Annotated in this window: 24 protein-coding genes; 11 read left to right on the top strand and 13 right to left on the bottom strand. The window is 69.7% G+C overall.

Going from position 1 to position 26,202, the window contains the following annotated elements; translation table 11 throughout:
- Nucleotides 1-20: 20 nt before the first annotated feature.
- The 6 genes from ABT061_RS30135 to ABT061_RS30110 form a co-directional block, all read right to left on the bottom strand.
- Nucleotides 21-2,054 (bottom strand): carbohydrate binding domain-containing protein, encoded by a 2,034-nt coding sequence (locus ABT061_RS30135; protein WP_350924274.1) that lies wholly within the window; start codon nt 2,052-2,054, stop codon nt 21-23.
- Entirely contained in the window at nt 2,051-3,718 is a 1,668-nt protein-coding gene (locus ABT061_RS30130; protein WP_350924272.1) for a carbohydrate binding domain-containing protein, read from the bottom strand. The genes ABT061_RS30135 and ABT061_RS30130 overlap by 4 nt, the downstream gene beginning before the upstream one ends.
- A 218-nt stretch (nt 3,719-3,936) precedes the next feature.
- A complete protein-coding gene (locus ABT061_RS30125; RefSeq protein ID WP_350924269.1) occupies nt 3,937-5,496 on the bottom strand; it encodes a cellulose binding domain-containing protein in 1,560 nt (519 codons plus the stop codon).
- A 33-nt stretch (nt 5,497-5,529) separates the two neighbouring features.
- Entirely contained in the window at nt 5,530-7,362 is a 1,833-nt protein-coding gene (locus ABT061_RS30120; protein WP_350924267.1) for a cellulose binding domain-containing protein, read from the bottom strand.
- Between the two features lie 690 nt (nt 7,363-8,052).
- A complete protein-coding gene (locus tag ABT061_RS30115) occupies nt 8,053-9,195 on the bottom strand; it encodes a YeiH family protein (protein ID WP_350924265.1) in 1,143 nt (380 codons plus the stop codon).
- Entirely contained in the window at nt 9,195-9,329 is a 135-nt protein-coding gene (locus ABT061_RS30110; protein ID WP_350924263.1) for a hypothetical protein, read from the bottom strand. The genes ABT061_RS30115 and ABT061_RS30110 overlap by 1 nt, the downstream gene beginning before the upstream one ends.
- 176 nt (nt 9,330-9,505) lie before the next feature.
- Here ABT061_RS30110 and leuE point away from each other — a divergent pair, with 176 nt between their 5' ends.
- The gene (leuE, locus tag ABT061_RS30105; protein WP_350924261.1) at nt 9,506-10,159 is read left to right on the top strand and encodes a leucine efflux protein LeuE; all 654 of its coding nucleotides are present in this window, start codon (nt 9,506-9,508) and stop codon (nt 10,157-10,159) included.
- On the opposite strand, the gene ABT061_RS30100 is transcribed toward leuE, so the two are convergent.
- Nucleotides 10,140-10,487: a luciferase domain-containing protein gene (locus tag ABT061_RS30100; RefSeq protein WP_350924259.1), complete on the bottom strand. Its 348-nt coding sequence runs from the start codon at nt 10,485-10,487 to the stop codon at nt 10,140-10,142. The two genes, leuE and ABT061_RS30100, sit on opposite strands and share 20 nt — an antisense overlap.
- A gap of 293 nt (nt 10,488-10,780) precedes the next feature.
- On the opposite strand from ABT061_RS30100, the gene ABT061_RS30095 reads away from it, so the two are divergent.
- From ABT061_RS30095 to ABT061_RS30085, 3 genes are all read left to right on the top strand, one after another.
- On the top strand, nt 10,781-11,425 hold the full coding sequence (locus ABT061_RS30095; RefSeq protein WP_350924257.1) for a VC0807 family protein: 645 nt from the start codon (nt 10,781-10,783) through the stop codon (nt 11,423-11,425).
- Between the two features lie 65 nt (nt 11,426-11,490).
- Entirely contained in the window at nt 11,491-11,949 is a 459-nt protein-coding gene (locus ABT061_RS30090) for a TspO/MBR family protein (protein WP_350924255.1), read from the top strand.
- A gap of 241 nt (nt 11,950-12,190) precedes the next feature.
- A complete protein-coding gene (locus ABT061_RS30085) occupies nt 12,191-12,820 on the top strand; it encodes a DedA family protein (RefSeq protein WP_350924253.1) in 630 nt (209 codons plus the stop codon).
- A gap of 48 nt (nt 12,821-12,868) precedes the next feature.
- Here the strand turns inward: ABT061_RS30085 and ABT061_RS30080 are convergent, their stop codons facing one another.
- On the bottom strand, nt 12,869-13,270 hold the full coding sequence (locus ABT061_RS30080) for a lipocalin-like domain-containing protein (RefSeq protein WP_350924251.1): 402 nt from the start codon (nt 13,268-13,270) through the stop codon (nt 12,869-12,871).
- 210 nt (nt 13,271-13,480) lie between these two features.
- Here ABT061_RS30080 and ABT061_RS30075 point away from each other — a divergent pair, with 210 nt between their 5' ends.
- The 4 genes from ABT061_RS30075 to ABT061_RS30060 all read left to right on the top strand — a co-directional run bounded on the left by ABT061_RS30075 (nt 13,481) and on the right by ABT061_RS30060 (nt 17,507).
- Entirely contained in the window at nt 13,481-14,311 is an 831-nt protein-coding gene (locus ABT061_RS30075) for a DMT family transporter (RefSeq protein ID WP_350924249.1), read from the top strand.
- A gap of 8 nt (nt 14,312-14,319) precedes the next feature.
- Nucleotides 14,320-15,558 (top strand): glycosyltransferase, encoded by a 1,239-nt coding sequence (locus ABT061_RS30070; protein ID WP_350924247.1) that lies wholly within the window; start codon nt 14,320-14,322, stop codon nt 15,556-15,558.
- A gap of 168 nt (nt 15,559-15,726) precedes the next feature.
- On the top strand, nt 15,727-16,452 hold the full coding sequence (locus ABT061_RS30065; RefSeq protein ID WP_350924245.1) for a DUF998 domain-containing protein: 726 nt from the start codon (nt 15,727-15,729) through the stop codon (nt 16,450-16,452).
- 122 nt (nt 16,453-16,574) lie between these two features.
- The gene (locus tag ABT061_RS30060; protein ID WP_350924243.1) at nt 16,575-17,507 is read left to right on the top strand and encodes an acyl-ACP desaturase; all 933 of its coding nucleotides are present in this window, start codon (nt 16,575-16,577) and stop codon (nt 17,505-17,507) included.
- Between the two features lie 49 nt (nt 17,508-17,556).
- Here ABT061_RS30060 and ABT061_RS30055 read toward each other — a convergent pair whose 3' ends face one another.
- Together ABT061_RS30055 and ABT061_RS30050 are read right to left on the bottom strand one after the other, a co-directional pair.
- Entirely contained in the window at nt 17,557-18,828 is a 1,272-nt protein-coding gene (locus tag ABT061_RS30055) for an ATP-binding protein (protein WP_350924241.1), read from the bottom strand.
- A 480-nt stretch (nt 18,829-19,308) separates the two neighbouring features.
- Nucleotides 19,309-20,163, bottom strand: coding sequence for a helix-turn-helix domain-containing protein (locus tag ABT061_RS30050; RefSeq protein WP_350924239.1), 855 nt, complete (start codon nt 20,161-20,163; stop codon nt 19,309-19,311).
- A gap of 151 nt (nt 20,164-20,314) precedes the next feature.
- Between ABT061_RS30050 and ABT061_RS30045 the strand changes: the two genes are divergently transcribed.
- Nucleotides 20,315-20,920 (top strand): NADPH-dependent FMN reductase, encoded by a 606-nt coding sequence (locus tag ABT061_RS30045; protein WP_350924237.1) that lies wholly within the window; start codon nt 20,315-20,317, stop codon nt 20,918-20,920.
- An 80-nt stretch (nt 20,921-21,000) separates the two neighbouring features.
- On the opposite strand, the gene ABT061_RS30040 is transcribed toward ABT061_RS30045, so the two are convergent.
- Together ABT061_RS30040 and ABT061_RS30035 are read right to left on the bottom strand one after the other, a co-directional pair.
- Nucleotides 21,001-22,218 (bottom strand): MFS transporter, encoded by a 1,218-nt coding sequence (locus ABT061_RS30040; protein WP_350924235.1) that lies wholly within the window; start codon nt 22,216-22,218, stop codon nt 21,001-21,003.
- A gap of 238 nt (nt 22,219-22,456) precedes the next feature.
- Nucleotides 22,457-23,302, bottom strand: a complete 846-nt coding sequence (locus ABT061_RS30035) for a helix-turn-helix transcriptional regulator (protein ID WP_350924233.1) — start codon at nt 23,300-23,302, stop codon at nt 22,457-22,459.
- A 133-nt stretch (nt 23,303-23,435) separates the two neighbouring features.
- On the opposite strand from ABT061_RS30035, the gene ABT061_RS30030 reads away from it, so the two are divergent.
- Nucleotides 23,436-23,696: an Atu4866 domain-containing protein gene (locus ABT061_RS30030; protein WP_350924231.1), complete on the top strand. Its 261-nt coding sequence runs from the start codon at nt 23,436-23,438 to the stop codon at nt 23,694-23,696.
- On the top strand, nt 23,693-24,427 hold the full coding sequence (locus tag ABT061_RS30025) for an SDR family oxidoreductase (RefSeq protein WP_350924229.1): 735 nt from the start codon (nt 23,693-23,695) through the stop codon (nt 24,425-24,427). Before ABT061_RS30030 ends, ABT061_RS30025 begins: the two co-directional genes overlap by 4 nt.
- A 265-nt stretch (nt 24,428-24,692) precedes the next feature.
- Here ABT061_RS30025 and ABT061_RS30020 read toward each other — a convergent pair whose 3' ends face one another.
- Nucleotides 24,693-26,156 carry an MFS transporter gene (locus ABT061_RS30020; protein ID WP_350924227.1) on the bottom strand — a complete coding sequence of 488 codons (1,464 nt, stop codon included), beginning with the start codon at nt 26,154-26,156 and terminating at the stop codon, nt 24,693-24,695.
- Nucleotides 26,157-26,202: the final 46 nt, after the last annotated feature.

Raw genomic sequence — 26,202 nt, 5'->3', positions numbered from 1 at the left:
CTCCCGGCGGCGAGGAGTTCTCAGCCCAGACCGTCGAGATAGGCCCGGTGGTTGCGGGAGAACTCGAAGGCGTTGTACCTGTCCCAGTTGATGGACCAGGTCATCAGGCCGCGGAGGTTCGGGTAGACCCCCCTGGGCCGGTACGAACCGCAGTTGGTCCCCTTCGCCAGGCAGTCGAAGGCCTTCTGGACCTCCGCCACCGTGGTGAAGCCGTTGCCCGCGTACGCGGCGGCGGGCAGGCCGATGGCGACCTGGTCCTGGCGTAGCGCGGGGAAGACGTTGGCCGGGTTGCCGGCGATCGGGAAGCCCGCGAGCAGCATGTCGGTCATGGCGACGTGGAAGTCGTGGGTGCCCATGGTGTGGTACTGGTTGTCCAGCCCGGTGATCGGCCCGGAGTTGTAGTCCTGGACATGCAGCAGGGTCAGGTCGTTACGCATCGCGTGGATGACCGGGAGGTAGGAGGCGGCCCGCCGGTCGGCGGAGCCGTTCGGTCCCGGGCCGTAGAACTGGTAGCCCAGCTGGACGAAGAACGTCTCGGGGGCCATGGTCAGTACGAACCGGGCTCCGTACCTGGCCTTGAGGGTCTTCAGCGCGGAGATCAGGTTGACGATGACCGGGGTGGTGGGTGCGGACAGGTTGGTGTCGCCGCTGTCGAGGTAGAGGGAGTGGCCTTCGAAGTCGATGTCCAGCCCGTCCAGGCCGTACTTGTCGATGATGGCGCTCACCGACTGGACGAACTTGTCGCGCGCGGCCGTGGTGCTCAGCTGGACCTGGCCGTTCTGGCCGCCGATCGAGATCAGCACCTTCTTGCCGAGTGCCTGCTTGGCCCGGATTCCGGCGATGAACTCCGCCTCGGACTCGACGTTGGGGCACTCGGCGACCGGGCACTGGGTGAAGCGGATGTCCCCCGAGGTCACCGAGGTGGGCTCGCCGAAGGACAGGTTGATGACGTTCCACTCATTGGGGACGTCGGCCATCCGGATGTAGCCGGAGCCGTTGGCGAAGGAGGCGTGCAGGTAGCCGACCAGCACCCGCTTGGGCAGGTCACCGGGGGGCGGCATGTTGGTGACGGTCGCGGAGACCGCGCCCGACTTCGCCGACTCACCCGAGGCGTTGGTCGCGCTCACCTGGTAGCTGTGGGTGCCCGCACCGGGTGCCTCGGAGAAGGTGGTCCCGGTGGCACTGCCGACCTTGGTGCCGTTGCGATAGACGTTGTAGCCGGTCGCACCCGAGGAGGCGTTCCACCTCAGCGAGACGCTCGCGCCGCTGACGGTGGCGGCCAGCCCCGACGGTACGGACGGGGGCGGCGGCTGGTCGTTGCCGACCGTCACGGAGACCGCGCCCGACTTCGCCGACTCACCCGAGGCGTTGGTCGCGCTCACCTGGTAGCTGTGGGTGCCCGCACCGGGAGTCTCGGAGAAGGTGGTCCCGGTGGCACTGCCGACCTTGGTGCCGTTGCGATAGACGTTGTAGCCGGTCGCACCCGAGGAGGCGTTCCAGCTCAGCGACGCGGTGGTGGCGTTGCCGGTGCCGGCGAGCCCGGTGGGTGCGGCGGGGGGCTGGCCCTGGCCCGGCTGGCCGTCGAGGACGAAGTCGTCGGCCTGGTAGGTGCCCTGGCCGTACCAGCCGTTGACGTAGATCGTCACCGAGGTGGTCGAGGCGCCGGTGGTGAACGAGGTGGACAGCTGGGCGTAGGACGACGGCGAGGACGTCCACGTGCTGGGGTCGGTCCCGCCGGTGCCGGTCGCACCGAGGAAGACATAGCCGCCCCTGACCCAGGCCGACAGGGTGTAGGCCGAGGACGGTCTGACGCTGACCGTCTGCTGGCACCGGGCGGTGTCGTTCCCGGCCGGTGTGGCCTGCAGTGCCCTGGTACCGCCGTGCACCGGCGAGGACACCGCCGTGGCCCCGGAGGACGCCGTGCAGGTCCATCCGGTCAGCCCGTTCTCGAAGCCGGGGTTGACCGCGATGTTGGCCGCGTGGGCGGGTGACGCGGCGAGCATCGTCCCGCCCAGCGCCAGTACGGCGATCGCCGCGAGTTTCCTGAACCTCATCCCGTGAACCCCTTGAAGATGTTGGTGAACTCCCAGGCCGACTGGGAGATGCCGCTGCAGGTCGGTGAGACCTGGCCGCTCGGGCAGCCGCCGTTGTCGCGGGCACTGGACCAGAAGCCGATGAAACCGACGTGGTTGGTGTTGGCCCAGGCGAGCAGCTTGCGGGCGTCGGCCTGGGTGGTGGTCATCCCGGTGTCGTTCCTGCCGATCATCGGGGTGAGGCCCAGCAGTTTCTTGAGCTGGGCGTCGGTCTTGGCGGGCCAGACGGTCCTCATCTGGGCGAGGGTCGCCTGCGCGGCGGCGATCATGGCGTCGCCCCAGTTGCCGGTGTAGCCGAAGTTCATCAGCATCGGGTTGACCATGACGTTGAGGCCCTTGGCGGCGGCGTCCTGGAGGATCGACAGCGAGAACGGGTCGACGCCGTAGTCCTGGCCCTGGATGCGCAGGGTGTAGCTGATCACGGTGCCGCGCTCGGCTTGGAGCTGCTTGAGGGCGGTGTTGACCTTGGCGGCGTCGATCGAGGCCTCGACGTCGACGTCGAGGTGGTTGGTGCCGACCGTGTCGAGGACCTTCTTGTAGGCGGTGACCAGCGCGGCGGAGGTACCGCAGACGTGCTCCAGGTACGGTCCCATCGCACCGCCGGTCGCCACGATGACCTGGCCGCCCTGAGCCTGGAGCGCCCTGACGTCGTTGACGATCCGGGAGTCGTTGATCGGGATGGTGCCGCCCCAGGCCGGGTTGCATCCGCTGCTGTCGCCGAGGGCGAAGGCGAGGGTGTAGTTCTTCACCCCGGTCGCCGCCGCCGCGCTCACCAGGGAGGGCGTGGGCATGGTGATGTCGATGTAGGGGGCGTAGCGGATCTCACCGCCGGGCGGGCCGGTGTCGCGGCTGGTCCGGCCGCTTACCGAGGAGGTGTAGGCCGAGCAGTTGCCCGCGCCGTCGCAGGCCCGCACGCGGAAACCGTAGGCGGTGTCGGGGCTCAGCCCGGTCGCGGTGTAGCCGGTGCCGGAGCCCGCGTCGACGGGCGCGCCGCTGTCGCGGGAGACCTCGTAGCGGGCCACGGTGCCGGAGTCGTCGGTGGAGGCCGACCAGCCCAGGGTCAGTGAGTTCGCGGTCGGACCGCCTACGGTGAGGTTCCCCGGCACGGTCGGCGGGGTGGTGTCGTTGGGCGTGCCGGTTCCCGGCGGGCCGTCGAGGACCACGTCGTCGGCCTGGTAGGCGCCCTGGCCGTACCAGCCGCTGGTGTAGATCGTCACCGAGGTGGTCGAGGCGCCCGTGGTGAAGGTGCGCGCGAGCTGGGTGTATGCCGACGGGGAGGAGGCCCAGGTGCTGGTGTCGGTCGTTCCGGTGCCGCTCACCCCCAGGAAGACGTAGCCGCCGCGCACCCAGGCCGACAGCGAGTAGGACGAGGACGGTTTGACACTGACCGTCTGCTGGCAGCGGGCCTGATCCGAGCCCTGGGGTGTGGCCTGCAGGGCCTTGGTCCCGCCGTGTACCGGCGAGGAGACGGTCGTCGCGCCCGAGGAGGCCGAGCAGGTCCAGCCGCTCAGCCCGTTCTCGAAGCCCGGGTTCGTCGCGATGTTGGCCGCGTGGGCCGGTGTCGCGGCGAGCATCGTCCCGCCGAGCGCCAGCACGGCGGCCGCGGCGAGTTTCCTGAGGTGCATCCGATGTACCCCGCAAAGATCTTTAGGAGGGTGTCGTGGGGGTACGGCCCGCACCCCGGGCGGGGTGCGGGCCGTACGAGTCGTGTCGGCCGTACGGATCGTGCGCGGCGTGTTTCCGCCCCGGGCGTTCTCGCTCGGGGCGCTTTCGCTCCGCGTTTTCGCCCTGGGCGGGCCCGCGTCAGACGTTTTCGTGCTGGGCGGGCCCGCTCCGTGCGGTTTTAGAAGCCGGCGGTGACGCGGGTGAAGTCCCAGTCGGACTGGGCGATGCCACTGCAGTTGGAGACCACGCCGCCACCGGGGCAGGGACGGTCGCGGTTGACCGCCCAGTAGGCGAGACGGGTCAGGCCCTTGGACTTGGCCCAGTCGCGGATCTGGGTCCAGGCCGCCACCGTGGTCAGCTCCTGCTGGTCGGACAGGCCGTTCATGCCGGAGATGCCCATCCGGGCGTACGCCTGCGCGTCGGTCCAGCCGTTGGCCGCCTTCAGCGCGTTCTTCAGGCCCTCGGAGGCGTTGACGGTGTCGGTGTAGATGTTCGAGGCGCCGAAGTCGAACGGCATGATCGTGTAGTTGTCGATCGGCACGGCCAGCGCCTTGGCCTGGTTGATCAGGCGGATGCCGTGGGAGTTCGGGCCGGTGGTGGTGGTGCCGAAGGTGACGGCGATCTTGACGTTGGGGTTGTTCTGCTTGACGATCTTCAGGCCGTTGAGGATGCGGTCCTGGACGGTGTAGTTCTCGAACTCGTCGGTGTTCTCGATGTCGAAGTCGACGACCGCCGGGCCGACCGCGTTGATGACCTGCTGCACCGCTCCGGCGAAGGCGGCCGGGGTGGAGCAGTTCGGGCCGAGCTTGTTGCCCGACCAGCCGCCGAAGGAGATCTGGACGCTGCCGCCCGCGGCCTTGATCTGGTTGATCGCGGTCTGGTCGGCGCCGCCGGTCAGCGGCCGGTTACCGTCCCAGGCGGGGGTGCAGCCGCCGCTGGACAGGATGAACGCCATGGTGAAGGACTTCACGCCGGTGGCGCTCATGACCGTCGCGGGGTTCGGCGGGTTGCCCCAGCCCATGTAGAGGTACGGGGCTCCGGGCATCTTGCCGACCGGGTCGGGGTTGGTGCAGCCGGTGGTGGTGGCGCTCACCGCGCCGCTGGCGGCCGACTCGCCCTGGGCGTTGTAGGCCTTGACGGTGTAGGTGTGCGAGGTACAGGTGCCGAGCGAGCCGATGGTGGCGCTGGTCCCGGTGACCTGGGCCCGCTGGGTGCCGCCCTCGTAGACGCGGTAGCCGGTGACGGTGCCGCTGGAGGCGCCCCAGGACAGGGAGATCGAGGAGTTGGTGGTGGCGGTGACCGACGGGGTACCGGGCGCGCCCGGGGTGCCGGGAGTGCTGCCGCCGCCGCAGGCCGCGCCGTTGAGCGTGCAGTTGGACGGGGTGACGCCGCCGGGGCTGCCGTTGAAGCCGAAGCTCGCGGTCGCGCCGGGCGCCAGGGTGCCGTTCCAGCCGACGTTGGTGAAGGTGAAGCGCTGCCCGCTCCGGCTCAGCGACGCGTCCCAGAAGGAGCCGATGTTGGCACCGGAGGGCAGGTCGAAGGCGACCGACCAGCCGTTGATCGTGGTGGTGCCGCCGTTGGTGATCGTGTACTTGCCCTCGAAGCCGGTCCCCCAGTCGGAGACCTTGGTGAAGACGGCGGTGGGGGATGCCGCGAAGGCCGGGGTCGCGACCGTTGACAGGCCGAGTGACATGCCGAGCGCGGCCAGAACCGCGGTCAGCGTTCGTCGAATTCTCATGCTTCTTCCTCGGTTGGGGGGATGTTCGGAGGCTTAGGGCAGAGTCGCGAGGTGCGGCTTGACGGTCCTGGAGAAGTTCCAGCCGTTACTGGCGTCCCAGTTGATGGACCAGGTCATCGCGCCGCGGATCCCGGGGTAGGCGCGCGGCGGCACGAAGCCACCGCAGTTGGTCCTGGTGGCCAGGCAGGTCAGGGCCTGGTTGACCAGTGCGGGGGCGACGATCCCGCCGCCCGCCGCGCCCGGTCCCGCGGGCAGGCCGAGCGCCACCTGGTCGGGGCGCAGGCCGTTCTCCAGCTGGATGCAGGCCAGCGCGGTCATGAAGTTGACGGTGCCCTGCGAGTAGGCGGCCATCTGGTCGCAGCCGAGCATGGAGCCGGAGTTGTAGTACTGGGTGTGGACGACGGTGAGGATGTCCTTGATGTTCAGCGCCAGCTTGAAGTACTCGGCGCCGGTGGACTGCATGTCGATGGTCTGCGGCGCCATCGTGATGATCAGGTTCGCGCCGGCCTTGGCCCGCAGCGCACGCAGCGCCTGGCCCATGTAGGTGGCGTTGAGGCCGTTCTCCAGGTCGATGTCGACGCCGTCGAAGCCGTAGTTCTGCATCAGGGCGTAGACGGTGTCGGCGAACTTGGTCGCGGCGGCGGCGCTCGCCACCTGTACCCGACCGGCCTCGCCGCCGACCGAGAGGATGACCTTCTTGCCGCGGGAGTGGAGGGTCTGCACGTCGGCCTTGAACTGGGCGTCGGTGTAGCCGCCGAGGGAGGCCGACAGGCCCGGGTCCACCCCGAAGACGACCTCGCCCGGGGTGGCGGTGGCCTCACCGAAGGAGACCGCGACCAGGTCGTACTCGTTGGGCACCGCCGACAGCCGCAGCTCGACCGCCGCGTTGTCGAAGTTGTGCCAGTACCCGGTGAGGAAGTGCTTGGGCAGCGGGCCTGTGGTGCAGCCGGTGGTGGTGGCACTGGCCGGGTCGCTCTTCGGACCCTCACCCGCGGAGTTGTACGCCGCCACCGTGTAGGTGTGCGCCTCGCACACCCCCAACCCCGACACCGTCGCACTCGTCCCGGTCACCGTCGCCTTGACAGCCGAACCCTCGTACACCCGGTAGCCGGTCACCGAACCCGACGACGCACCCCACGACAACGCCACACTGTTCGCACCACCCGTCGCCGACACCGCACCCGGCTTACCCGGGGTGCCTGTGGTGCAGCCGGTGGTGGTGGCACTGGCCGGGTCGCTCTTCGGACCCTCACCCGCGGAGTTGTACGCCGCCACCGTGTAGGTGTGCGCCTCGCACACCCCCAACCCCGACACCGTCGCACTCGTCCCGGTCACCGTCGCCTTGACAGCCGAACCCTCGTACACCCGGTAGCCGGTCACCGAACCCGACGACGCACCCCACGACAACGCCACACTGTTCGCACCACCCGTCGCCGACACCGCACCCGGCTTACCGGGAACGGTGGTACCGGTGCCGCCGCAGGCCGCGCCGTTGAGCGTGCAGTTGGACGGGGTGACGCCGCCGGGGCTGCCGTTGAAGCCGAAGCTCGCGGTCGCGCCGGGCGCCAGGGTGCCGTTCCAGCCGACGTTGGTGAAGGTGAAGCGCTGCCCGCTCCGGCTCAGCGACGCGTCCCAGAAGGAGCCGATGTTGGCACCGGAGGGCAGGTCGAAGGCGACCGACCAGCCGTTGATCGTGGTGGTGCCGCCGTTGGTGATCGTGTACTTGCCCTCGAAGCCGGTCCCCCAGTCGGAGACCTTGGTGAAGACGGCGGTGGCCGAGGCTGCCTGGGCGGGTAGTGCGACCGTCATCGCCAGGACGAGGGCCGCCAGGGCGACGAGAGAACGAGCGATGGCGCGTAATTTCACGTTAACCTCATGCGTTCTGTGGGGGGTGGTGACCGTACGGCCCGCGCCACGCGGGGAGGTGCGCGGGCGCGAACGTGGGCGCGAGCCGTACGGCGAGGTGGGTGCGGTCTCGCCGTGGTGAGACCGTTCCGTTGATCAGCGCGGTACGCCGGGGACCGCCGGGCTCATCGGGTCGCGGGTGCCTCCGCCGTCGCATGCTCCGGGCATCGTCGATCGGCGGGTGAGAGTGCGGCGACGGCGGCGCCGAGAGCGGCCGGGACGGGGGCGCCGGGCAGGGCCGGGGCGAGGGCACCGGGCGCGGGCAGGGCGCGACCAGGGTTTGCAACCGCAGTCAGGACGAGGAGGGGAAAGGTGCGCCGCATGATCGCTCCCATGGACGTGGAACCTGGGGGGTGAGGCGTCCGGACGGTCGGGCCTTCGGTTGCGGCGGCTCGCGCCGCCGAGTTTTCGCAGCTCATGATCTGGTCACAGGGGGCGCACGAGCCAAGTGCACCCCCATTCGGCACTTCTTTTAGGAAAGTTTCCTAAGAGTTGTCGTGATCGTAGCCTTGACAGAGTCCTGCCACAAGGCCCAAAAACGTCAGCCGCCGCCCTATCGGATAGGAACGTTCCAAACCTTGTCGGCCGTTCCCCGAAATGACTTGGGCGCCCGGTGCGGCGAACCGCACCGGACGCCCGCTCACCCGACTCTCACCCGATGTCGAAACCACTGAAGAGCAGAAGCGCCAACCCGAGGGCGACCACCACGTTGACCAGGGTCGCGGCGGCGAAGACCCCTACCGGACGCCAGCCGGCCTCCCTGAGCGAGGCCACCCGGAACTCCAGGCCGATGCTGACGAAGGCCAGGATCAGGAACCAGACCCGCAGGTCGTTGACCACCCCGATGGTCGCCTTGCCGTCCGCAGCGGTCACCGTGGACAGCCACCAGGTGGCGATCACGGAGGCCGCGACGAAGCCGAGCACGAACTTCGGGAAACGCCGCCAGAACTCTCCCGGCCCTGGGCGTGCCGCGTCGGCGCGGCGCTCGATCCGGAAGGCGAAGTAGGCGGTCAGCGCGATGGTCACCACGCCGATCAACGCGTTCTGGGTGACCTTCACGATGCTCGCCACCGCGAGCGCGTCGTCCCCGACGATCGCGCCGGCGGCGGTCACCGCGGCGGTGGTGTCGATGTTGCCGCCGATCCACGCCCCCGCCACCTCCGGGCTGAGCCCGAAGACCCCGGCCAGCCAGGGCAGGATGAAGATGGACGGCAGGGCGAAGGCGATCACCAGGCTGGCGCTGTAGGCGAGCTGCTCGCGCCTGGCCTGGACGGCGCCCGCCGCCGCGATGGCCGCGCTCACCCCGCAGATCGACACCGCGGCCGACAGCAGCGCGCGGAGCCTGTCGTCCAGGCCGAGCCTGCCACCGAGCCACCAGGTGAACAGGAAAACCGCGGTGATCAGCACGATCGCCTGGATGATCGCGGGACCGGCGGCCGTGACGATCACCTTGAGGTTGATCGAGGCACCCAGCAGGACGAGGCCGGTCTTGATGAAGAACTCGGTGCGGAAACCTCCGGCGAGGCGGTCGCGCAGCCCGATCGCGGTCAGGACCGCGTTTCCCGCCAGTCCCAGGATGATCGCGTACACCGGATACTCGACGGCGGCCCCGACGTCCCCGAGCGCGGTGCCCTCAAGCAGGTCCGGCACGTTCCTGTCCAGGTAACGGGTGGCCACGGCCAGCAGCAGGACGACCAGGACGCCGAGCAGCGCCCACCCCAGGCCGCTCCCGGAGGCGGCCGCGGGACCGCCGGCCGCGCCGATCTCTACCTTCTCTCGCTTCCCGGTGCTCATCAGGGCACCAGCCCGACGGGGATGACGCCGACGAGCACCAGCGCCAGGAGCACGAGCCCGACGACCGTCGCCGCCCAGTCCTCGTTGATCGCCGTCCGGCCGTCGTCCGCGGTAGGGGGATCTGTCTCGCTCATCTCACGACCTCACTCGTTGTTTCGCGGTACACCCCCGAGTGATTTCATGTTAAGCCGATAGGGATTAAAGGTAAACCGGTCGAGCTCACCCGTTGACCATCGGACCCGCGGGTCGGCGAGCACACTTCCGGCGGTACGGTAGCGATGCATCCCGTAACGCCCCCTGGAGCACCACCATGTTCTTTGGCATCACCGACATCTGGACCTACGTGGTCGGCGCCTTCTTCATCATCCTGCTGCCCGGCCCGAACTCGCTGTACGTGCTGAGCACCGCCGCCCAGCGCGGGGTACGCCAGGGGTACCGAGGGGTCATGGGGGTCTTCCTCGGCGACACCGTCCTGATGGTGCTCGCCGCGGCGGGGGTCGCGTCGCTGCTGAAGTCGACGCCGATCCTGTTCAACGTCGTCAAGTACGCCGGGGCGGGTTACCTGGCCTGGATCGGGTTCCAGATGCTGCGGGGGGCCTGGCGCTCACGGCGCTCTCCCGAGGCCGCGCAGGCGACGGCCCCGGAACCGGAGCGGATCGCGGAGAGCCCCTTCCGCAAGGCCCTGGTCATCAGCCTGATGAACCCGAAGGCGATCCTGTTCTTCATCTCGTTCTTCATCCAGTTCGTGGACCCCGCCTACGGCACCCCCGCGCTGTCGTTTCTGATCCTGGGTGCGATCTGCCAGTTGTTCAGCGTGCTCTACCTGTCGGCGCTGATCTTCGGTGGCGCGTTCCTGGCCGGCCAGTTCCGGGCCCGCCGCGGCATGTCGACGGCGCTGCGGACGGGCGTGGGCGCGCTCTTCATCGGCTTCGGCGTGCGACTGGCTACCGCGACCCTTGGTTGACCTTGATCGCGACGCTGACCAGCGAGAGGAACAACTCGGCGTCGGCCCGCCCCTCGATGGTCATGGCCACCCACCCGGCGTCCGCGCCGGGAGTGACCCGCCGGCAGTCGGTGAGCACCCGGGCCCACCGGTCGATCACGTCGGTGGTGAGGAGCAGTTCCGCGGTGTGATCGCCGGACATTCTGACGATCTCCCGGCCGCCGGAGCGAAATCCCAGCCCCCTGCGGGTGCGTTTCAGCGCCAGGTCGGGCCAGCCGATGAGCTGGGCCGCCACATTCGCAACGCCCTCGGTGGAACGGCTGGACGCGCGCGTGCTCAGCACTGCCATGTCTCCCATGGTCGCGGACCGGACCCAATCGGGAAAGCTTCCGTTTCTCAACCGTTACCGGGCAAGTGATCCTCTTCATTAATCGTAATAATTCACACCTCCCTCGCACCCGATTGAGATGGTAATAAGCGGTTTTCACGAGATGCTGGACCTCGGTCAGATACGGTGAGTGGCCGGTGAACAGCCGGAGACGGCAGTCTCCGCGATCGCCCTCGACATGGCCGGCATGCATACGGCGTGCCGGGGTAGGCGCGACATCCAGCGCCCACCACCGCACCAGCCCGTGGAGCGTCATGAGCCATCAGCCCATCGTCCTCCCCCGCCTCGCCGCCCTGGCCAGACAGGCGGCGCCGCGACTGCTTGAGGGCGTCGTCGCCCCCCTGGCCGTCTTCTACGCCGCGCTGGCCGTCCTCGGCCTGCGGGGCGCGCTGGTCGCGGCGGTCACCTGGGTGTACGCGGGAGTGGGGTGGCGGCTGGTCCGGCGGATCCCGGTGCCCGGGACGATGATCCTCGCCGTCATCGCGATCACCGTCCGGGCGCTGCTGGGGTTCTGGACCGGGAGCGCGGTGCTCTACTTCCTCCAGCCCGAACTGGGGACGATCTGCATCAGCATGGTCTTCCTCGCCTCGGTCCGGCTCAACCGCCCACTGGTGCAGCGGCTGACCCTCGACTACATCCACCTGCCGTCGGCGGTGCTGAAACACGAGCGGGTCCGCCGGTTCTTCGCCCGTATCACCCTGCTGTGGGCCTTCGTGCTGCTGGCCAACTCCGCGGTGAGCATCTGGCTGCTGCTTCACGAGTCGATCGGCACCTACCTGCTGGTTCGTACCTCGACCGTGGCCGTGATCAGCGGCCTGGCCGTGGCCTTCTCGCTGTACGCCTTCCGCCGGGTGTTACGCCGCCTGCACTACGACCCCCTCGCCACCCCGCCCGCCTAGCGGGCAACCGCCGTGCGGTGGACGCGCGAAAAGAGGGCGGGGAGGTTCGCATGGTCATGGGTCGGATGCCAAAACGCTGGGCCGGGCTTCCGGTGTTCGTCATCGCGCTCGTGCTGGTGGCGGTGGTGGGGTCACTGGCGGCGGTCGACGCCGGCGGCGAGTATCTGTCGCTGGAGCGCCCGCCGTGGGCACCGCCGCAGTGGCTGTTCGGCCCGGCCTGGACGGTGCTGTACATCATGATCGCCCTGTCCGGCTGGCTCGCCTGGTCGGCGCGCGGCCTGACCCCGGCGCTCGGTGTCTACGCGGTCCAACTGGTCCTCAACGCGGCCTGGACACCGCTGTTCTTCGGTGCCGGGCAGTACGGCCTGGCGTTCGCGGAGATCGTCGTCCTCTGGTCGGCCATCGTGCTCAACATCGCGCTGTTCTGGCGGATCAGCCGCCCCGCCGCCTGGCTCCTGGCCCCCTACCTGCTCTGGGTGACCTACGCGTCCTCGCTGAATCTCGCCATCTGGCGGCTCAACTGAGCATCCCCGCTCCGTACGCGGGGACCCCGAGCCCGGTCACTCCCCGACGAAAGTCGGAGGTGGTGGGGGCCATTCGGAGGATGTGGCGGGCCCCGCCCGGTTCCTAGGGTCGGTGGGACGGATCTCGTGGTGATCTCAGGGACATGACCGGAGACCCCGGGGGTTCTCCCGGATACCCGGGGATCGCCAGGGGTGTCAGCGTTCCGTGCGAGACATCCCCGCCCCCTGACTGGAGCCCGGTGTGACACAGGCAATCCTTGACACCCTGCACGATGCGATGGCATCTCCCTGGATCTATCTGGCGCTGTTCGCGCTGGCGTTACTCGACGGGTTCTTCCCCGTGGTGCCGGCGGAGACGTCGGTCATCACCGCCGGGGTGTTCGCCGCCGCCACCGGCGCGCCCGACCTGCCGCTGGTCATCGCGGCGGCCGCGCTGGGCGCGTTCGCGGGCGACCACGTCTCGTACGCCATCGGGCGCGGCGCCAACAACCGGCTGCGCAACGGCAGGCGCAGCCGCAAGACGTTCGCCTGGGCGGAGCGGGCGCTGGCGGAGCGGGGCGGGCTGATCCTCGTGGTGGCCCGCTACATCCCGGGTGGCCGGACCGCCTGCACCCTCACGATGGGCGCGGTCGCCTACCCGCGGCGCTCGTTCGCCCTCTTCGACGCGGTGGCCGCGCTGTCCTGGGCGCTCTACTCGGGACTGATCGGCTACGTGGGCGGCGCGGCCTTCGAGAACGACCCGGTCAAGGGCCTGCTGCTCGGTCTTGGGATCGCCGTGACGATCACCGCCGTGGTCGAGGCCGTCCGCTACCTGCGCCGGCGCCGGGTCCCGGCGGAACCGCAGGCAAGCCTGGTCACCTCCGGTGACTGACGGCGAAGGGAGCCCCCGGACGCCGAAGCACTCCACCGGCGGCGACGTTCATGATCGCTTCCAGATCAGGGTGTGCCACCGGCCGTCCTCCTCCGCCGCCAGCACCAGACGGTCGCCGTCGGCGTTCAGCTCGCGGATCTGGACGGTGCCGGCGAAGGCCGGGTTGAGCGACAGCTCGACGTCGTGGGCGACGTGCCCGTCGCGGATCTCGTAGCGGCCCGCGTAGGCGAAGAACGAGGTGAACGCCTCGGCCAGCGCCTCCGGGGGCGCCTTCCGCGGGCTGGCACCGGGTAGCGGGGATCGCCCGGCGCGCGCGATGGTCGCGCTCATGTGGCCGTCGGGGGTGTAGCAGAGCAGCCCCACCGCGTCGGTGCCGAAGGGGTGCGAAACCCTTCCCCCGGCACTGACGATCCGCCACTCGACCAGGCGCCAGGCGCCCACGAGATCCATGCCCGCGAAACTATGATAAGAGAAGCCAGCTGGTCAACAGCCCCGATGCGAATCTCGGGGAATTCCCTGCGAAGTCAGGGTTAACCCCGATGGCTCCGGCACCTCCCGCCAGGGGACGCTTCCACTGTTCATCGCGAGACCCCCACCGGACGCCTTCCCGAGGCGATCCGGTCATCTCGCCGTGGCTTCATCTGGTTGGGAGGAGTGCGCATGACCGTGCTGGCGGCAGGCCTGGCGTTGCTGGGTTCCCTGTTCTTCGCACTCGGCGCCGCGCTGCAGCAGTTCGAGGCGTCGAGCACCTCCCGCGCCTTGCTGAGGCACCTTGTCCGGCGCCCCAGGTGGCTGCTCGGCGGCCTGGCCATCGCGGCGGGCACGGCCCTGCACGTCGTCGCGCTGAAGTACGGCCCGCTCACCGTGGTACAGCCGATGGGCGTGGCCAGCCTGCTGTTCGCCCTGCCCTGCGCCGCCGCGCTGCGACGTCGCAGACCGCGGCCGGGCGAGCTGGCCGCCGCCGCGGTGATCTCGATCGGGCTGATCGGCCTGGTGCTGGTCGTGCCCGACCAGAGCGGCGACCCACACCTTGGCACCGGGGAGGCGGTGGCCCTGCTCGCGGGGGCGGCCACCGCCTCCCTGGCACTGTGGGCCGCCGCCAGGCACGCCTCCCCCGCCGCGAGAGCCTGCCTGCTCGCCATGGGCGCGGGCGTGCTGTACGGCGCGACCGCCACGCTCACCCGGGTCCTGGTCGACGGGAACGGGGAGTTCTGGTTCCTGCTCGCCGTCCCGATGCCCGCTCTGATCGCACTGGCCCTGCTCCAGCGCGCCTACGCCGTCGGCCACTTCGGCGTCGCCTTCGCCGCCCTCCAGGTGTCCGACCCCCTCACCGCCGTCGTCTTCGGCGCCCTCCTGCTCGGTGAACCACTGCCGACCGGCGTGGCGGCGGTGCTCACCGCACTGGCGGCGGCGGCGCTCACCGCCGCCGGAACCGTCTCACTGGCCCGTACCACCCCGATGTCCCCGTCGCCCGACGCGACAGCACGATGAACAGCACGATGAACGGAGTCCTGATGGCCATGCCGTCCGCCACCGCCCTGCCGATCCCCGCGCGGGCCCCCGCCATCCTTCCCACCCGGCCTCGCCGGGTGCTGATCGCCACCGACACCTACCCGCCGGACGTGAACGGCGCCGCCTACTTCACGCACCGGCTGGCCCGGGGCCTGGCCGAGCGGGACAACGAGGTCCACGTGGTGTGCGCCTCGGACACCGGCCCGGCCAGGACCGAGCGGGTGGAGGGAGTGACCGTGCACCGGCTGCGCTCGGCGCCGGTGCTGGTCCACCCGACCATGCGCGTCTCGGTGCCGACCCGGCTGGACCGGCTCATCGACGAGATCTCCCCTGACGTGGTCCACACCCAGGGGCACTTCATCGTCGGCCGCGCGGCGATCTCCGCCTCCCGGCGTGCCGGCATCCCCGTCGTGGCGACCAACCACTTCATGCCGGACAACCTCTTCCAGTTCGCGCACATCCCCGAACGGCTCCGCACCAGGGCGGGCGCGCTGGCCTGGAAGGACTTCAACCGGGTCTTCTCCCGGGCGGACCGGGTCACCACGCCCACCAGGATCGCGGCGGGACTGCTCACCGCGAAGGGCTTCGGCCCGCCGGTGGAGCCCGTCTCCTGCGGCATCGACCTGGCGAGGTTCCAGCCGCGCGCCGAGCCGAAGGCGTGGGCGCGCGGGGCCTTCGGCCTGCCCGACCGGGACACGATCCTGTTCGTCGGCCGGCTGGACGAGGAGAAGCGGCTGGACGAGCTCATCCGCGCCCTGCCGCACGTGCTCAACAACGCCGACGCGCAGATCGCGCTGGTCGGCACCGGCGGGCAACGGGCCGCACTGGCCAGGCTGGCCGACCGGATCGGAGTCGGCGACCGGGTGACCTTCCTCGGATTCGTACCGGACGAGGCGCTGCCCCAGGCGTACGCCGCCGCCGACGTCTTCGCCATGCCGGGTGTCGCGGAGCTGCAGAGCATCGCCACGCTGGAGGCCATGGCCACCGGCCTGCCGGTCGTCGCCGCCGACGCGATGGCCCTGCCGCACCTGGTACGGCCCGGCGAGAACGGCGCCCTGTTCTCACCGGGTGATGTCCAGGAGCTGGCGCGGCACCTGAGTGCCCTGCTCGCCTCACCCGGGCTGCGTGCCTCGATGGGCACCGCGAGCCGCGCCATCGCGCTGACCCACGACCACCAGGCCTCCCTGGCCAGGTTCGAGGCGATCTACCGGGAAGTGGCGCGGTGATCCCGTGGAGCGCGCTCCGGGGCGGAGCGCCCGAGCGCACGGTGATCTACCAGGACATGGCGCGGTGAACTCCGAGGCGAAGCACCGGAGGCGATGCAATGAACCCCGAGACGATTCACCGGGAGGCGGGGCGATGAACTCCACAGCGATTCACCGGAAGGCTGCGCGATGAACAAGGACCTGCCGTCCCGGCTGCCGGGGATGGCCGGGCCGCTGCTCGCCCTGGCCGCGATGGGCTACGCGCACCTGACCTCGGCGGGCGCGGTGAGCCCCTTGCACGGCCTGGTCAGCGAGTACGCGCTGCGCGACGACAGCGCCTGGGCGATGACCGGCGGCACGATCGCCCTGGCCATGGGCTGCCTCTGGGTCGCGTACCTGCTGGCCAGGGTGGACCCGGTGCGCGGCGCCGCGGCGCGCGCGCTGTTCGTCGCCTCGGCACTTGGACTCCTGCTCACCGCCACGTTCCCCACCGACGCGGCGCCCGGTGTCACCTCGATCGGCGGGGAGATCCACCGCTGGTCGGCGGCCGTTGTCTTCACCGCGCTGCCCTGCGCGGGGTGGATGCTCGGCCGCCGGTCCGGGAGCCGGGCACTGGCGGGGTCGGCCGTCCTGTCCGTGGCGCTGCTGGCCTGGTTCCTGGCCGCCCACCCGGGCTCGCTGATCTCGGACCTGATCGGCGGCCCCGACCACTACGGCCTGGCGCAGCGTCTGCTGCTGCTCTCCGAGATGACACTGGTCTTCCTCGCCGCCCTGCGGTCAGGCCACCTGGACGGCGACGGCGCGGCCGGTCGCCTCGGCCACCGGCGGCCCGGGAGCGACCGGGGTGTGACGGTCCCCATCCAGCCCGGCCCGGACGACGCCCGGCGCCCTCACCAGCCGATAGGTCTCGGCTGACGACAAAGTCATCCCCTCCGCTCGCTTACCGGCGAGCAAATGAGACGTGTCGCACGTACCCGGCAAGGTGTTACCTACGCTAACGTAGGTTACGGTTGCGTAGTCTTTGAGGGAGAGGCCTGATGCGAAAGTTCAGTGAGACCGAGCTGCTGCTCGAGCTTGAGCCCGTCGTCGCGGGGGAGCTGGACCGACACCACAAGGTGGCCAAGGAGTGGTTCCCACACGAGTACATTCCCTGGGCGGAAGGCCGGAACTATGACGGCCTCTTCGACGGGGACGCCTGGGACGAGTCCGACACCAAGATCCCCGAAGAGGCCCGCGTCTCCCTCATCGTCAACCTGCTGACCGAGGACAACCTCCCCAGCTACCACCACGAGATCGCCACGACCCTGGGTCGCGACGCGGCGTGGGGCACCTGGGTGCACCGCTGGACCGCCGAGGAGGGCCGCCACGGCACCGCCATCCGCGACTACCTGACGGTCACCCGCGCGGTCGACCCGGTCGCGCTGGAGCGGGCCCGGATGGTGCACATGAGCGAGGGCTTCAGCAACTCCTACGAGGGCGTGCTCGCCTCGGTCGCCTACGTCTCCTTCCAGGAACTGGCCACCCGCATCTCGCACCGCAACACCGGCAAGGCATCCCAGGACCCGAACTGCGAGCGCCTGCTCGCCAGGATCGCCGCCGACGAGAACCTGCACATGCTCTTCTACCGGAACCTGCTCAACGCGGCCTTCCAGCTCGCCCCCGACCAGACCATGCGCGCCGTGACCGACGTCGTCACCACCTTCCAGATGCCCGGCACCGGCATAGAGGGCTTCACCCGCAAGGCCATGACCATCGCCAACGCCGGGATCTACGACCTGCGCCTGCACATGGACGACGTGCTGCAGCCGGTCCTGCGCCAGTGGGACGTGTTCAACATGAAGGACCTCGGCCCCGAGGGCGAGAAGGCCCGCGAGGAGCTCGCCGAGTTCCTCGACCGCCTGGAGACCACCGCCTCCCGCTTCGTCGAGCGCCGCGAGGCCCGCCGCGCCCGCCAGGCCGCAGGCGCCTGAACCACCTCCTCATCGGAAGGGACCGCCACACCGCGGTCCCTCTCCCCCGTCAGAGCCGCAGCCGCCAGAGCGCACTGACCGGCAACGCCTTCAGCCTGGGACCGAAGCTCAGAGACTGATCGCCGGTGTAGAGGACCACTCCCGCCGCGAACGCGTCGCCTGTCTGACGTTCCAGTAGGCGAAGGCCGCGAAAATCGTCGCTCCTGACCGTGGCGCTCGCCTTGACCTCGACACCGGCGACGCGTCCGTCGGCTGTCTCAAGCACGGCGTCGACCTCCACTTGGTCCTTGGTGCGGTAGTGGAAAAGCCGGACGTCTTCTTCGGCCCAGCTGAGCTGCCGCGCCAGCTCCATCAGGACGAAGCCCTCCAGGAGCGGCCCGAAGAGATCCCCTCCGGTTGCCAGCCTGTTTTCATCCAGCCCCAGCAGATACGCGGCGATCCCCGAGTCGACACACGCGACTTTCGATGTCGCGATCGCTCTGGTCGCCAGGTTGCTCGACCAGGCGGGGACCCGCTTGATGAGGAAAATCTCCTCACAGAGGTCCAGATATCGTTGCACCGTTTTGGCCGAGACACTCAGATCAGAGGCCAGATTCGCCGCCACCAACAACTGCCCTGTCCGGGCCGCCACAAGCTGGAGCAACCGACGTAGATCTGCGGGCTTTGAGATATCGGACAGGTCCCGGATGTCTCGCTCGATCAACGTATTGACATAGGAGGCGAGAAAACGACGTCTGCGCCGAGGGTCAGGACGAGCGACCGCCTCGGGAAACCCGCCTCTCGCGATACGCAGGGCCAAGGCACGCCGACTGTCACCGGACAGGATTGGAAGCGGGCCATCCGCCAGGCGAAAGACGGAGTCGACGAAATCGTCCGCTCCGCCATCGATCTCTCCCTGGGAAAAGGGCCAGAGTTCGATCGTCTCCATTCGCCCGGGGAGTGCATCGGGGAGAGATTTCAGGCCGAGCACCCGCGCCGACCCGGTCAGCAGGAACCGACCCGGGCGGGAGTCGGTGTCCACCTGATACTTGATGGAGCGCAAAAGTTCCGGAGCGTGCTGAATCTCATCGATGACCAGCAGACCCGAATGCTCCACGAAGGTGTTCGGATCCTCTTGCGCGGCAGCGAGGATCTCTGGACGGTCCAGACTCCGGGTGAGGGGGCTCTCCCCAGTGCTCGCGACGAGAGTGGTCAGGGTGCTCTTTCCGGACTGCCGCGCACCGTTGATCAGCACCACGCGGGTGTCAGCAAGCGCCTCACGAACCAGGCTCTCGGCGTTGCGACGAACCACCCTTCCGAGTGGAGTGACCTGCTCAGACATGCTTCAATCATGCCACTAAATGACTGACTGGACGAGCATTTCATGTCCGATCAGCCGCATGATAGGTGTCCCAGTAGACGTAGGGATCGTGTCCGATCAGCCGCATGATCAACGTCCCAGTAGACGTAGGAGTCGTGTCCATTCGGACATGCTTATCCGTGCGCTGAGACAGCGGATTTCCCTCGCCTGCCGCGTGCCTCGTCAGCAGATGAGGAGCCAGGCACGACTCAGTGAGCATCCGGAAACTCGGGAGTCCTCTGGTTCATCGTGACCTTCACGCGCGTCAGGCACGACTCATGGAATCCCGGCAGAGCGTAGTAGGAGATGGACACGGCGCGGTGTCCCAGCCCTCGATTGGATAACCCCAGCAGATGCGCCTCGGCCCCTTCGGGTTGAACGCGGTGGAGCCGATGAGCGCGTGGTTCGACTTCGGGGGCAGTGCACGAGCATCCGCGTCCCCGGCGGGCGACGTGTCCCGCGTCAGCCGGACACCGCGCGCAGCGCGCCCGGGCGGCGGCCGGTGAGGCGGTCGAGTGCGGCGGCGGTGGCGTCATCGGCGGGGAGATGGACGATGAGGCGCTGGTCGTCGTCGGCGGGCAGTTCGAGGGTCTCGTACGCCAGGCGCAGCTCACCCGCGTCGGGGTGGACCAGCCGCGTGACGCCGCTGGACTTCGGGAGGCCGGGCAGGGTGTCCACCCGCCCGGCGAAATCCGCCCCGGCGGTGACGGCCAGTTCGTCGGCCAACGTGGCGATGTGCCAGTCCGCCCTGAACGGCCCCTGCTTGAGGGCGGCGACCTGCTCGTCGGCGACATGGCCCCAGTCGGGGTAGGCGGTCCGCGCCCGGCTGTCGGTGAACACGAAGCGGGCGAGGTTCGGCGGGCTGTCGTCCAGCAGGCCGATCGGGCGCGCCAGCCGTTCGTACCCCGTCGTCCAGGCGAGGATCTCGCTCAGCCGGTTGACCAGCAGGGCGGGGGCGGGCTCCAGCCGGTCGAGCAGTGCCCGTACGGTGGGGCGGACCGCGCGGGCCGGCATCGTGGCGCCCGTGCAGGTGAAACCGCCGTCGGCCGACTTGGAGAGCCGATGCAGGTGGACGCGTTCGCTCGTGGTCAGCCGTAGCGCGACGGCCAGCGCGGAGAGCACGGGGGCGGACGGGCGACGGTCTCGTCCCTGTTCGAGCCGGGTCAGGTATTCGACGCTGACTCCGGCGAGCGTGGCCAGCTCGGCCCTGCGCAGGCCCGGCGTGCGGCGGCGTGGGCCGGTGGGCAGCCCCACCTCGGCGGGGGTGACGGCTTCACGGCGGATGCGCAGGAACATGCCCAGCTCGTTGTCGCTCACGTTTCGAACGTAACAGCCGTGACCGCCGGGGTCGTGGCCCTGTCACTACCAGCCTTGGCCCGGTCTTCCTGGTCTCCGTACCGCCCGGCAGGTTGGGGGGCGTGACCTTCCGGTCACTTCGGAACCCGTATCTCCAGCAGGGAGCACAGCCATGCCCAGTGAGACCCTCAACCTCGCGGTGATCATCGGTAGCGTCAGGGAGGGACGGTTCGGCCCGGTGGTCGCGAACTGGTTCACCGAGCAGGCCGAGCGGCACGGCCGGTTCGCGGTGGACCTCATCGATCTGGCGGACACGCCCCTGCCGCTCGAACTGCCGCCCCTGCCGCCGGTGCTCGAACCCAACATGGCCCGTCCTGCGGAGATGGCGGACCTCACCCGGCGGATCGACGCGGCCGACGCGATCGTCGTGGTGACGCCGGACTACAACCGCAGCTTTCCGGCCTCGCTGAAGGCCGCGATCGACTGGCACTACGCCGAGTGGGAGGCCAAGGCGATCGGCTTCGTCGGCTACAGCGGGGGGAGTGGCGGCCTCCTGGCGGTGGAGCAGTTGCGCCAGGTCTTCGGCGAGTTGCACGCTCACACGGTCCGCGACTACGTCAGCTTCCCCCGGTACTACGAGCTGTTCGGTCCCGACGGCGTCCTCAAGGACCCCGAGAGGCCCAACGGAGCCGCGAAGGTGATGCTCGACCAGCTTCTCTGGTGGGGCTCGATCCTCCACGACGCCCGGCGCGACCGCCCGTACGCCACGAGGCCATGATTCACATCGCCATGATCATGAACATGTCACGCCGGCTCGCCCGCACCGGCGACCGGTGACCCGGGTTTCCGGACGCTCACTCAGACGGCGGCGGCCAGTTCGCGAGGCCGGGAGCGGTGGGCGGCGGGCCGCAGGGTGCGGAGGAAGACCAGGACCAGCACGGCCGCCAGGCCGGTGGTGATCGGCGGGACCAGGAAGGCCAGGGTCTCGCCGAAGCGGTCCACGAGCTGACCGGCCACGGCGGCGCCGGTCGCGATGCCCAGGCCGATCGCGCCGGTGAGCCAGGTGAACGCCTCGGTCCTGACCTCGCCGGGCACCAGGGTCTCGACCAGCGTGTAGCCGGTGATCACCGCGGGGGCGATGACGAACCCGGCCAGGGCCGCCCCGCCGTACAGCATGGGGATGGACGTGGCGAACATCAGGACGGCCGTGGCGGCGGAGAGCAGTCCGACGCCCGCCACGAGGCGGATCGGGGCACCCACCCGCCAGCGGACGACGCCGTAGAGGATGCCGCCGACGAAGCTGGCCCCCGAGAAGGTCGCGTAGATCGCCCCCGCCGTTCCGGCCTGGCCGAGTGCGGCGGTGTAGGAGGTGATGCCGACCTGGAGGCTGCCGAAGACGGTACCGATGGCGACAAAGGCACCCGCGAGCACGGCCACCCCCCGCAGCCGGAGCACCCCGCGCCGGGCACGGACCCGGACCGGGATCGGCTCGGGAGCGCCCTTGCCGACCAGGGCGAACAACAGCGTTCCGGCCACGATCATGACCAGCGCCAGCAGCAGTGCCCAGACCGGTGAGAACCCGGTCGAGATGGCCACCAGCAGCACCGGGGCGAGGGTGAAGGTCAGCTCGTCGGTGATGGACTCCAGGGCGAAGGCCACGTCGAGCCTGCCGGAGCCGCCGAGCAGGTGCGCCCAGCGGGCCCGGACCATCGAACCGATCTGCGGCACCGTGGCACCGGCCAGGGCCGCGACGACCACCAGCGCCGGGGCCGGGGCACCGGCGGAGGCGAGCACGAGCAGCGTGCCCAGCACGGCCGCATGCAGGGCGACCTGCGGGAACAGCACCTTCGGCTGACCGTACCTGTCGGCCAGCCGCCCGGTCTGCGGGCCGGCCAGCGCTGCCGCCACCGCGGCGGCGGCAGCGGCGACACCCGCCACGCCGTACGAACCGGTGGACCACTGCACGAGCAGCAGGACGCCGAGCTGGAGCATCGCGTACGGCAGGCGCGCGGCGAACGCGGGGACGAGGAACCGCCAGGCTCCGGGCGTACCGAGCACGGCGAGGTACGACTTCAACAGATCTCCGTCCAACATCCAGACGGAGACTCCGCCCGGCTCGGGAGCCCACCGGGGGTGGTGGGCTTCGACCGGGGTGATACCGCTCTCGCGGCCGCCGAGCGGTCATTGCATGCGCCCCTGTGGAACGCAACAGCCATCTAGCTTATGCCACGAACCACCCTTCTCCCGCTCGGCCGAGCACCACGAGCCCTCGCCGCCCCCTCCAGTCCGTCTCTTCAGACGAGGTCACGGGCACTCAATCGGCCGAACGGTCCAGGGGCTGTCGCCGGGTGGCGCCTATGCTGCCGAGCAGGGTGAGTGCCTGGGCACTGGGGCTGCCGGGTTCGGCGTGGTAGATGATCAGTTGCTGGCCGGGCGCGTCGCGCACGTCGAAGGCCTGATAGGTAAGGGCCAGGGGGCCGACGTCCGGGTGCATGAGTTGTTTGGCGTCCCGGGTCTTGCCCCGCACGCTGTGGGCGCTCCACAGGGCCGCGAACTCCCTGCTCTGCTCGGTCAGGGTCCGTACGAGTTCGCGGAGCCGGGGATGCTCGGGGTCGAACCCGGCCGCCTGCCGCAGGTTGGCCACGGTGGCCTGGGCGGCCCAGTTCCAGCGGGTGTAGAAGTGCCGTCCCGCGGGGTCGAGGAAGGCCATCCGGGCGAGGTTGTCGGCGGGCTCGAAGGGCGAGAACAGGGCCTCGGCCAGGGCGTTGGCGGCGAGAATGTCCAGGGTGCGGTTGATGACGAACGCGGGGGTGTTCGGGTAGCCGTCCATCAGCTGGCGCAGTGCGGGACCGACCGTGTCCCGGGTCTGGTCCGGCCGCTCGTTCGGCGCGGTGCCCGCCAGCCGGTACAGGTGCGCGCGAGCGTCGGCGTCCAGGTGCAGGGCACGGCTGAGGGCGTCGAGCACCTGAGGTGAGGGGTGGCGTTCGCGCCCCTGTTCCAGGCGGGTGTAGTAGTCGGCGTTCATACCGGCCAGAACGGCGACCTCCTCGCGGCGCAGTCCGGCGACCCTGCGTACCCCATAGGTCGCCATGCCGACGTCCTTTGGCAGCAGGCCCGAGCGGCGTGCGCGCAGAAAGTCTCCCAGCTCGTTATCAGCCATACCCCCAGGTTAGACAGGCAGACGGCGGCCTGCCCGGGTGTGTCACACCCAGGCGGTGAGCGTCCTGGTTGGCGGCCCGCGACCCGCCCAGACTCGGTGACGAAGGACAGATCACCAGGTAAGGGAGAAGACCATGGCGAGGACCACCGATGACAGCAAGGTGGATGTGGTCGGCATGTGGGTGACCGCGGACGGCCATATCCGCCAGGAGCTGCGAGCGGACGGCCGGTACGACGAGGCGCGCGGCGACCGGCGCAGCGCGTACACGGGCCGGTACACGGTGACCGGCGGTCATCTGGACTACGTCGACGACACCGGATTCACCGCCACGGGCGACATCCGCGACGGCGTGCTCTACCACGAGCACCTCGTGCTGTACCGGGAGCGGGCATGAGGGCATCGGCCAAGGTGGTCGCGATCACGGGGGCGAGCAGCGGGATCGGCGAGGCGACAGCGCTCCGCCTGGCCGCCGACGGCCATCACCTCCTCCTCGGCGCGCGGCGCACGGACCGGCTGGAACAGCTGACGGCAAAGATCACCGCCGACGGCGGCAGCGCCTCGTTCCGGCGGCTGGACGTCACCGACGCCGCCGACGTGCGGGCCTTCGTGGCCACCGCGCTGGAGCGGTACGGGCGGCTGGACGTGATGGTCAACAACGCCGGCGTGATGCCGCTGTCACCGCTCGCGGAACTGAGGGTCGACGAGTGGGACCGGATGATCGACGTGAACGTCCGCGGGGTACTCCACGGCATCGCCGCCGCCCTGCCGGTCATGCGGGAGCAGGGCGGCGGGCAGTTCGTGAACATCGCCTCGGTCGGTGCCTACGAGGTGTCGCCGACCGCCGCGGTGTACTGCGCCACCAAGTTCGCGGTGCGCGCGATCTCCGAAGGGCTGCGTCAGGAGTCCGCCGGCGACATCCGGGTGAGCGTCGTCTCCCCCGGCGTCACCGAGTCCGAGCTGGCCGACTCCATCTCGGACCCGCTTGCCCGCGAGGCCATGAAGACCTACCGGTCGGTGGCCATCCCGGCTCGGGCAGTCGCGGACGCCATCGCCTTCGCGATCAGCCGGCCCGCCGAGGTCGACGTCAACGAGATCGTGATACGCCCGGCCGCCGGCGCCCAGTGACAGCGTCGTGCCGGATGCCGCAGGCCGTCAGCCCCGTAGTCTCACCGGGAGAGCGGTCAAGCGGCTCCCTTGTATGCCGCCGAGGTCGGTCTGCTGGAGTTCAGCGAAGGGCACCGCGAGGCGCGCATCTGGTGACGGCGAACGGGTCGACGGTGACATGGGGCGTGTCGGTCATCAGGGCTCCCGGGAAGCTGTCTGGATCGGGGTGGCGCGGACGGTATCGATCGTGCACAGACGGACGAGAAGCGATATCACGGCCTCGCGGTCACTCATGAGAGGCGTTCGCGCGCCTGGGCAGCAGGAACATGAGTGCGGCGGCGGCAATGTAGCAGGCGATCTGCCAGGGCAGGATCGTGGTGAAGGCGTCGCCGTAGGCGCCGAGGCCGGTGCCCCCATCGGCGAACGCGCTTTCCAGCCGGGTGAAGAACACGACCCCGAGCACGGCGACACCGAGCGCGTTGCCGACCTGGCCGACGGTGGTGAGGACACCGCCGGCGGCACCGGCGTCTTTGGCAGGTACGCCGGCCAGAACGACGTTGACCAGGGACGGTGCGGTGAGTCCCAGTCCCAGACCTCCCAGGAACAGCGGCGCGGCGAGTGCCCAGTAAGCGGGTTCGGCGCCGTCGCGGACGATGAGGAGCAGGATGATCTGGGAGGCGGCCAGGACCAGCGCGCCCGACACGAGGAGGGCGCGGTGGGCGAACTGGACACCAATGCCGGAGGTGATGATCGAGCCGATGGCATAGGGCAGGATCACCAGACCGGTTTCAAGCGCGGTGCGTCCAGTGCCCAGTTGGAGGTAGAGCGACAGCAAGAGGAAGAAGGAACCGAGAGCTCCGAAGAACAACAGGGAAGCGGACAGGCCACCGGCGAAGGCCCGCACCCGGAGGAGAGCGGGATCGAGGATCGGCTGCCCGCCGCGTACGACCAGATGCCGTTCCCTGATGAGGAACAAGGCCACCGCCGGCACCGAGAGCGCCAGGATGAGGAAGCTCCACCAAGGCCAGCCCCAGTCGCGTCCTTGCATGAGGGGCAGGAGCAGGAGCACCACGGCGGCGGAGGCGAGGGCCGCGCCCGGCAGGTCCAGCCGGGCGTTGCCCGGCACACGGGATTCGGGCATGAATCGGGCTCCCACGATCAGCCCGATGATCGCGATCGGAACGTTCACCCAGAAAATCGCCCGCCAGCCCAGACCGAAGAGGTCGGCTTCGACCAAGACTCCACCGAGCAGCGGACCGGCCACCGAGGCCAGGCCGAGCACGGCCCCGTAGGCGCCAAGCGCCTTCGCGCGTGCGCCGGGCTCGAACGAGGCGCGGATGATGCCGAACACCTGCGGGATCATCAGTCCGGCGGCCAGGCCTTGCGCGACCCGCATGCCGATCAGCACACCAGGACTCGGCGCCAGCCCACAGCCGGCCGAGGCCAGCATGAAGGCGGCCAGTCCAAGGAGGAACACGCGGCGGCGTCCGAACTGGTCGCCGATGCGGCCACCGGTGATCAGGCCTGCTCCGGCGGAGAGCGTGTACCCGGCCAGCATCCACTGCAGTGCGGCCTCACCGGCGCCCAGGTCCTCGGCGATCGCCGGGGCCGCAACGCTGACGATCGTGGCATCAAGGAGCTCCATGAAGTCCGCGATGAGGATCACGGCTAGAACGACGAACGCCGTGCGCCCGGACAGGATGGCGGGAGGCGCCGCGCCACCACTATGGGGGCGGGTGGATGTGGTCATACTGCGCTGTGCTCCTTGGTAAGAGGGCGATGAGATAATGTAGCTG

The sequence above is a fragment of the Streptosporangium sp. NPDC002544 genome, from assembly GCF_040295965.1.
Taxonomy (GTDB): domain Bacteria; phylum Actinomycetota; class Actinomycetes; order Streptosporangiales; family Streptosporangiaceae; genus Streptosporangium.
Note: the sequence above shows the minus strand (reverse complement) of the source record. Positions and strands in the feature narration are given on the sequence as shown.

Coding starts and splice junctions, on each gene's coding strand:
- ABT061_RS30135 (WP_350924274.1), bottom strand. CDS start 2,054: ATGAGGTTCAGGAAACTCGCGGCGATCGCCGTACTGGCGCTGGGCGGG.
- ABT061_RS30130 (WP_350924272.1), bottom strand. CDS start 3,718: ATGCACCTCAGGAAACTCGCCGCGGCCGCCGTGCTGGCGCTCGGCGGG.
- ABT061_RS30125 (WP_350924269.1), bottom strand. CDS start 5,496: ATGAGAATTCGACGAACGCTGACCGCGGTTCTGGCCGCGCTCGGCATG.
- ABT061_RS30115 (WP_350924265.1), bottom strand. CDS start 9,195: ATGAGCACCGGGAAGCGAGAGAAGGTAGAGATCGGCGCGGCCGGCGGT.
- ABT061_RS30110 (WP_350924263.1), bottom strand. CDS start 9,329: ATGAGCGAGACAGATCCCCCTACCGCGGACGACGGCCGGACGGCGATC.
- leuE (WP_350924261.1), top strand. CDS start 9,506: ATGTTCTTTGGCATCACCGACATCTGGACCTACGTGGTCGGCGCCTTC.
- ABT061_RS30100 (WP_350924259.1), bottom strand. CDS start 10,487: ATGGCAGTGCTGAGCACGCGCGCGTCCAGCCGTTCCACCGAGGGCGTT.
- ABT061_RS30095 (WP_350924257.1), top strand. CDS start 10,781: ATGAGCCATCAGCCCATCGTCCTCCCCCGCCTCGCCGCCCTGGCCAGA.
- ABT061_RS30090 (WP_350924255.1), top strand. CDS start 11,491: ATGCCAAAACGCTGGGCCGGGCTTCCGGTGTTCGTCATCGCGCTCGTG.
- ABT061_RS30080 (WP_350924251.1), bottom strand. CDS start 13,270: ATGGATCTCGTGGGCGCCTGGCGCCTGGTCGAGTGGCGGATCGTCAGT.
- ABT061_RS30075 (WP_350924249.1), top strand. CDS start 13,481: ATGACCGTGCTGGCGGCAGGCCTGGCGTTGCTGGGTTCCCTGTTCTTC.
- ABT061_RS30070 (WP_350924247.1), top strand. CDS start 14,320: ATGAACGGAGTCCTGATGGCCATGCCGTCCGCCACCGCCCTGCCGATC.
- ABT061_RS30065 (WP_350924245.1), top strand. CDS start 15,727: ATGAACAAGGACCTGCCGTCCCGGCTGCCGGGGATGGCCGGGCCGCTG.
- ABT061_RS30060 (WP_350924243.1), top strand. CDS start 16,575: ATGCGAAAGTTCAGTGAGACCGAGCTGCTGCTCGAGCTTGAGCCCGTC.
- ABT061_RS30055 (WP_350924241.1), bottom strand. CDS start 18,828: ATGTCTGAGCAGGTCACTCCACTCGGAAGGGTGGTTCGTCGCAACGCC.
- ABT061_RS30045 (WP_350924237.1), top strand. CDS start 20,315: ATGCCCAGTGAGACCCTCAACCTCGCGGTGATCATCGGTAGCGTCAGG.
- ABT061_RS30035 (WP_350924233.1), bottom strand. CDS start 23,302: ATGGCTGATAACGAGCTGGGAGACTTTCTGCGCGCACGCCGCTCGGGC.
- ABT061_RS30030 (WP_350924231.1), top strand. CDS start 23,436: ATGGCGAGGACCACCGATGACAGCAAGGTGGATGTGGTCGGCATGTGG.
- ABT061_RS30025 (WP_350924229.1), top strand. CDS start 23,693: ATGAGGGCATCGGCCAAGGTGGTCGCGATCACGGGGGCGAGCAGCGGG.
- ABT061_RS30020 (WP_350924227.1), bottom strand. CDS start 26,156: ATGACCACATCCACCCGCCCCCATAGTGGTGGCGCGGCGCCTCCCGCC.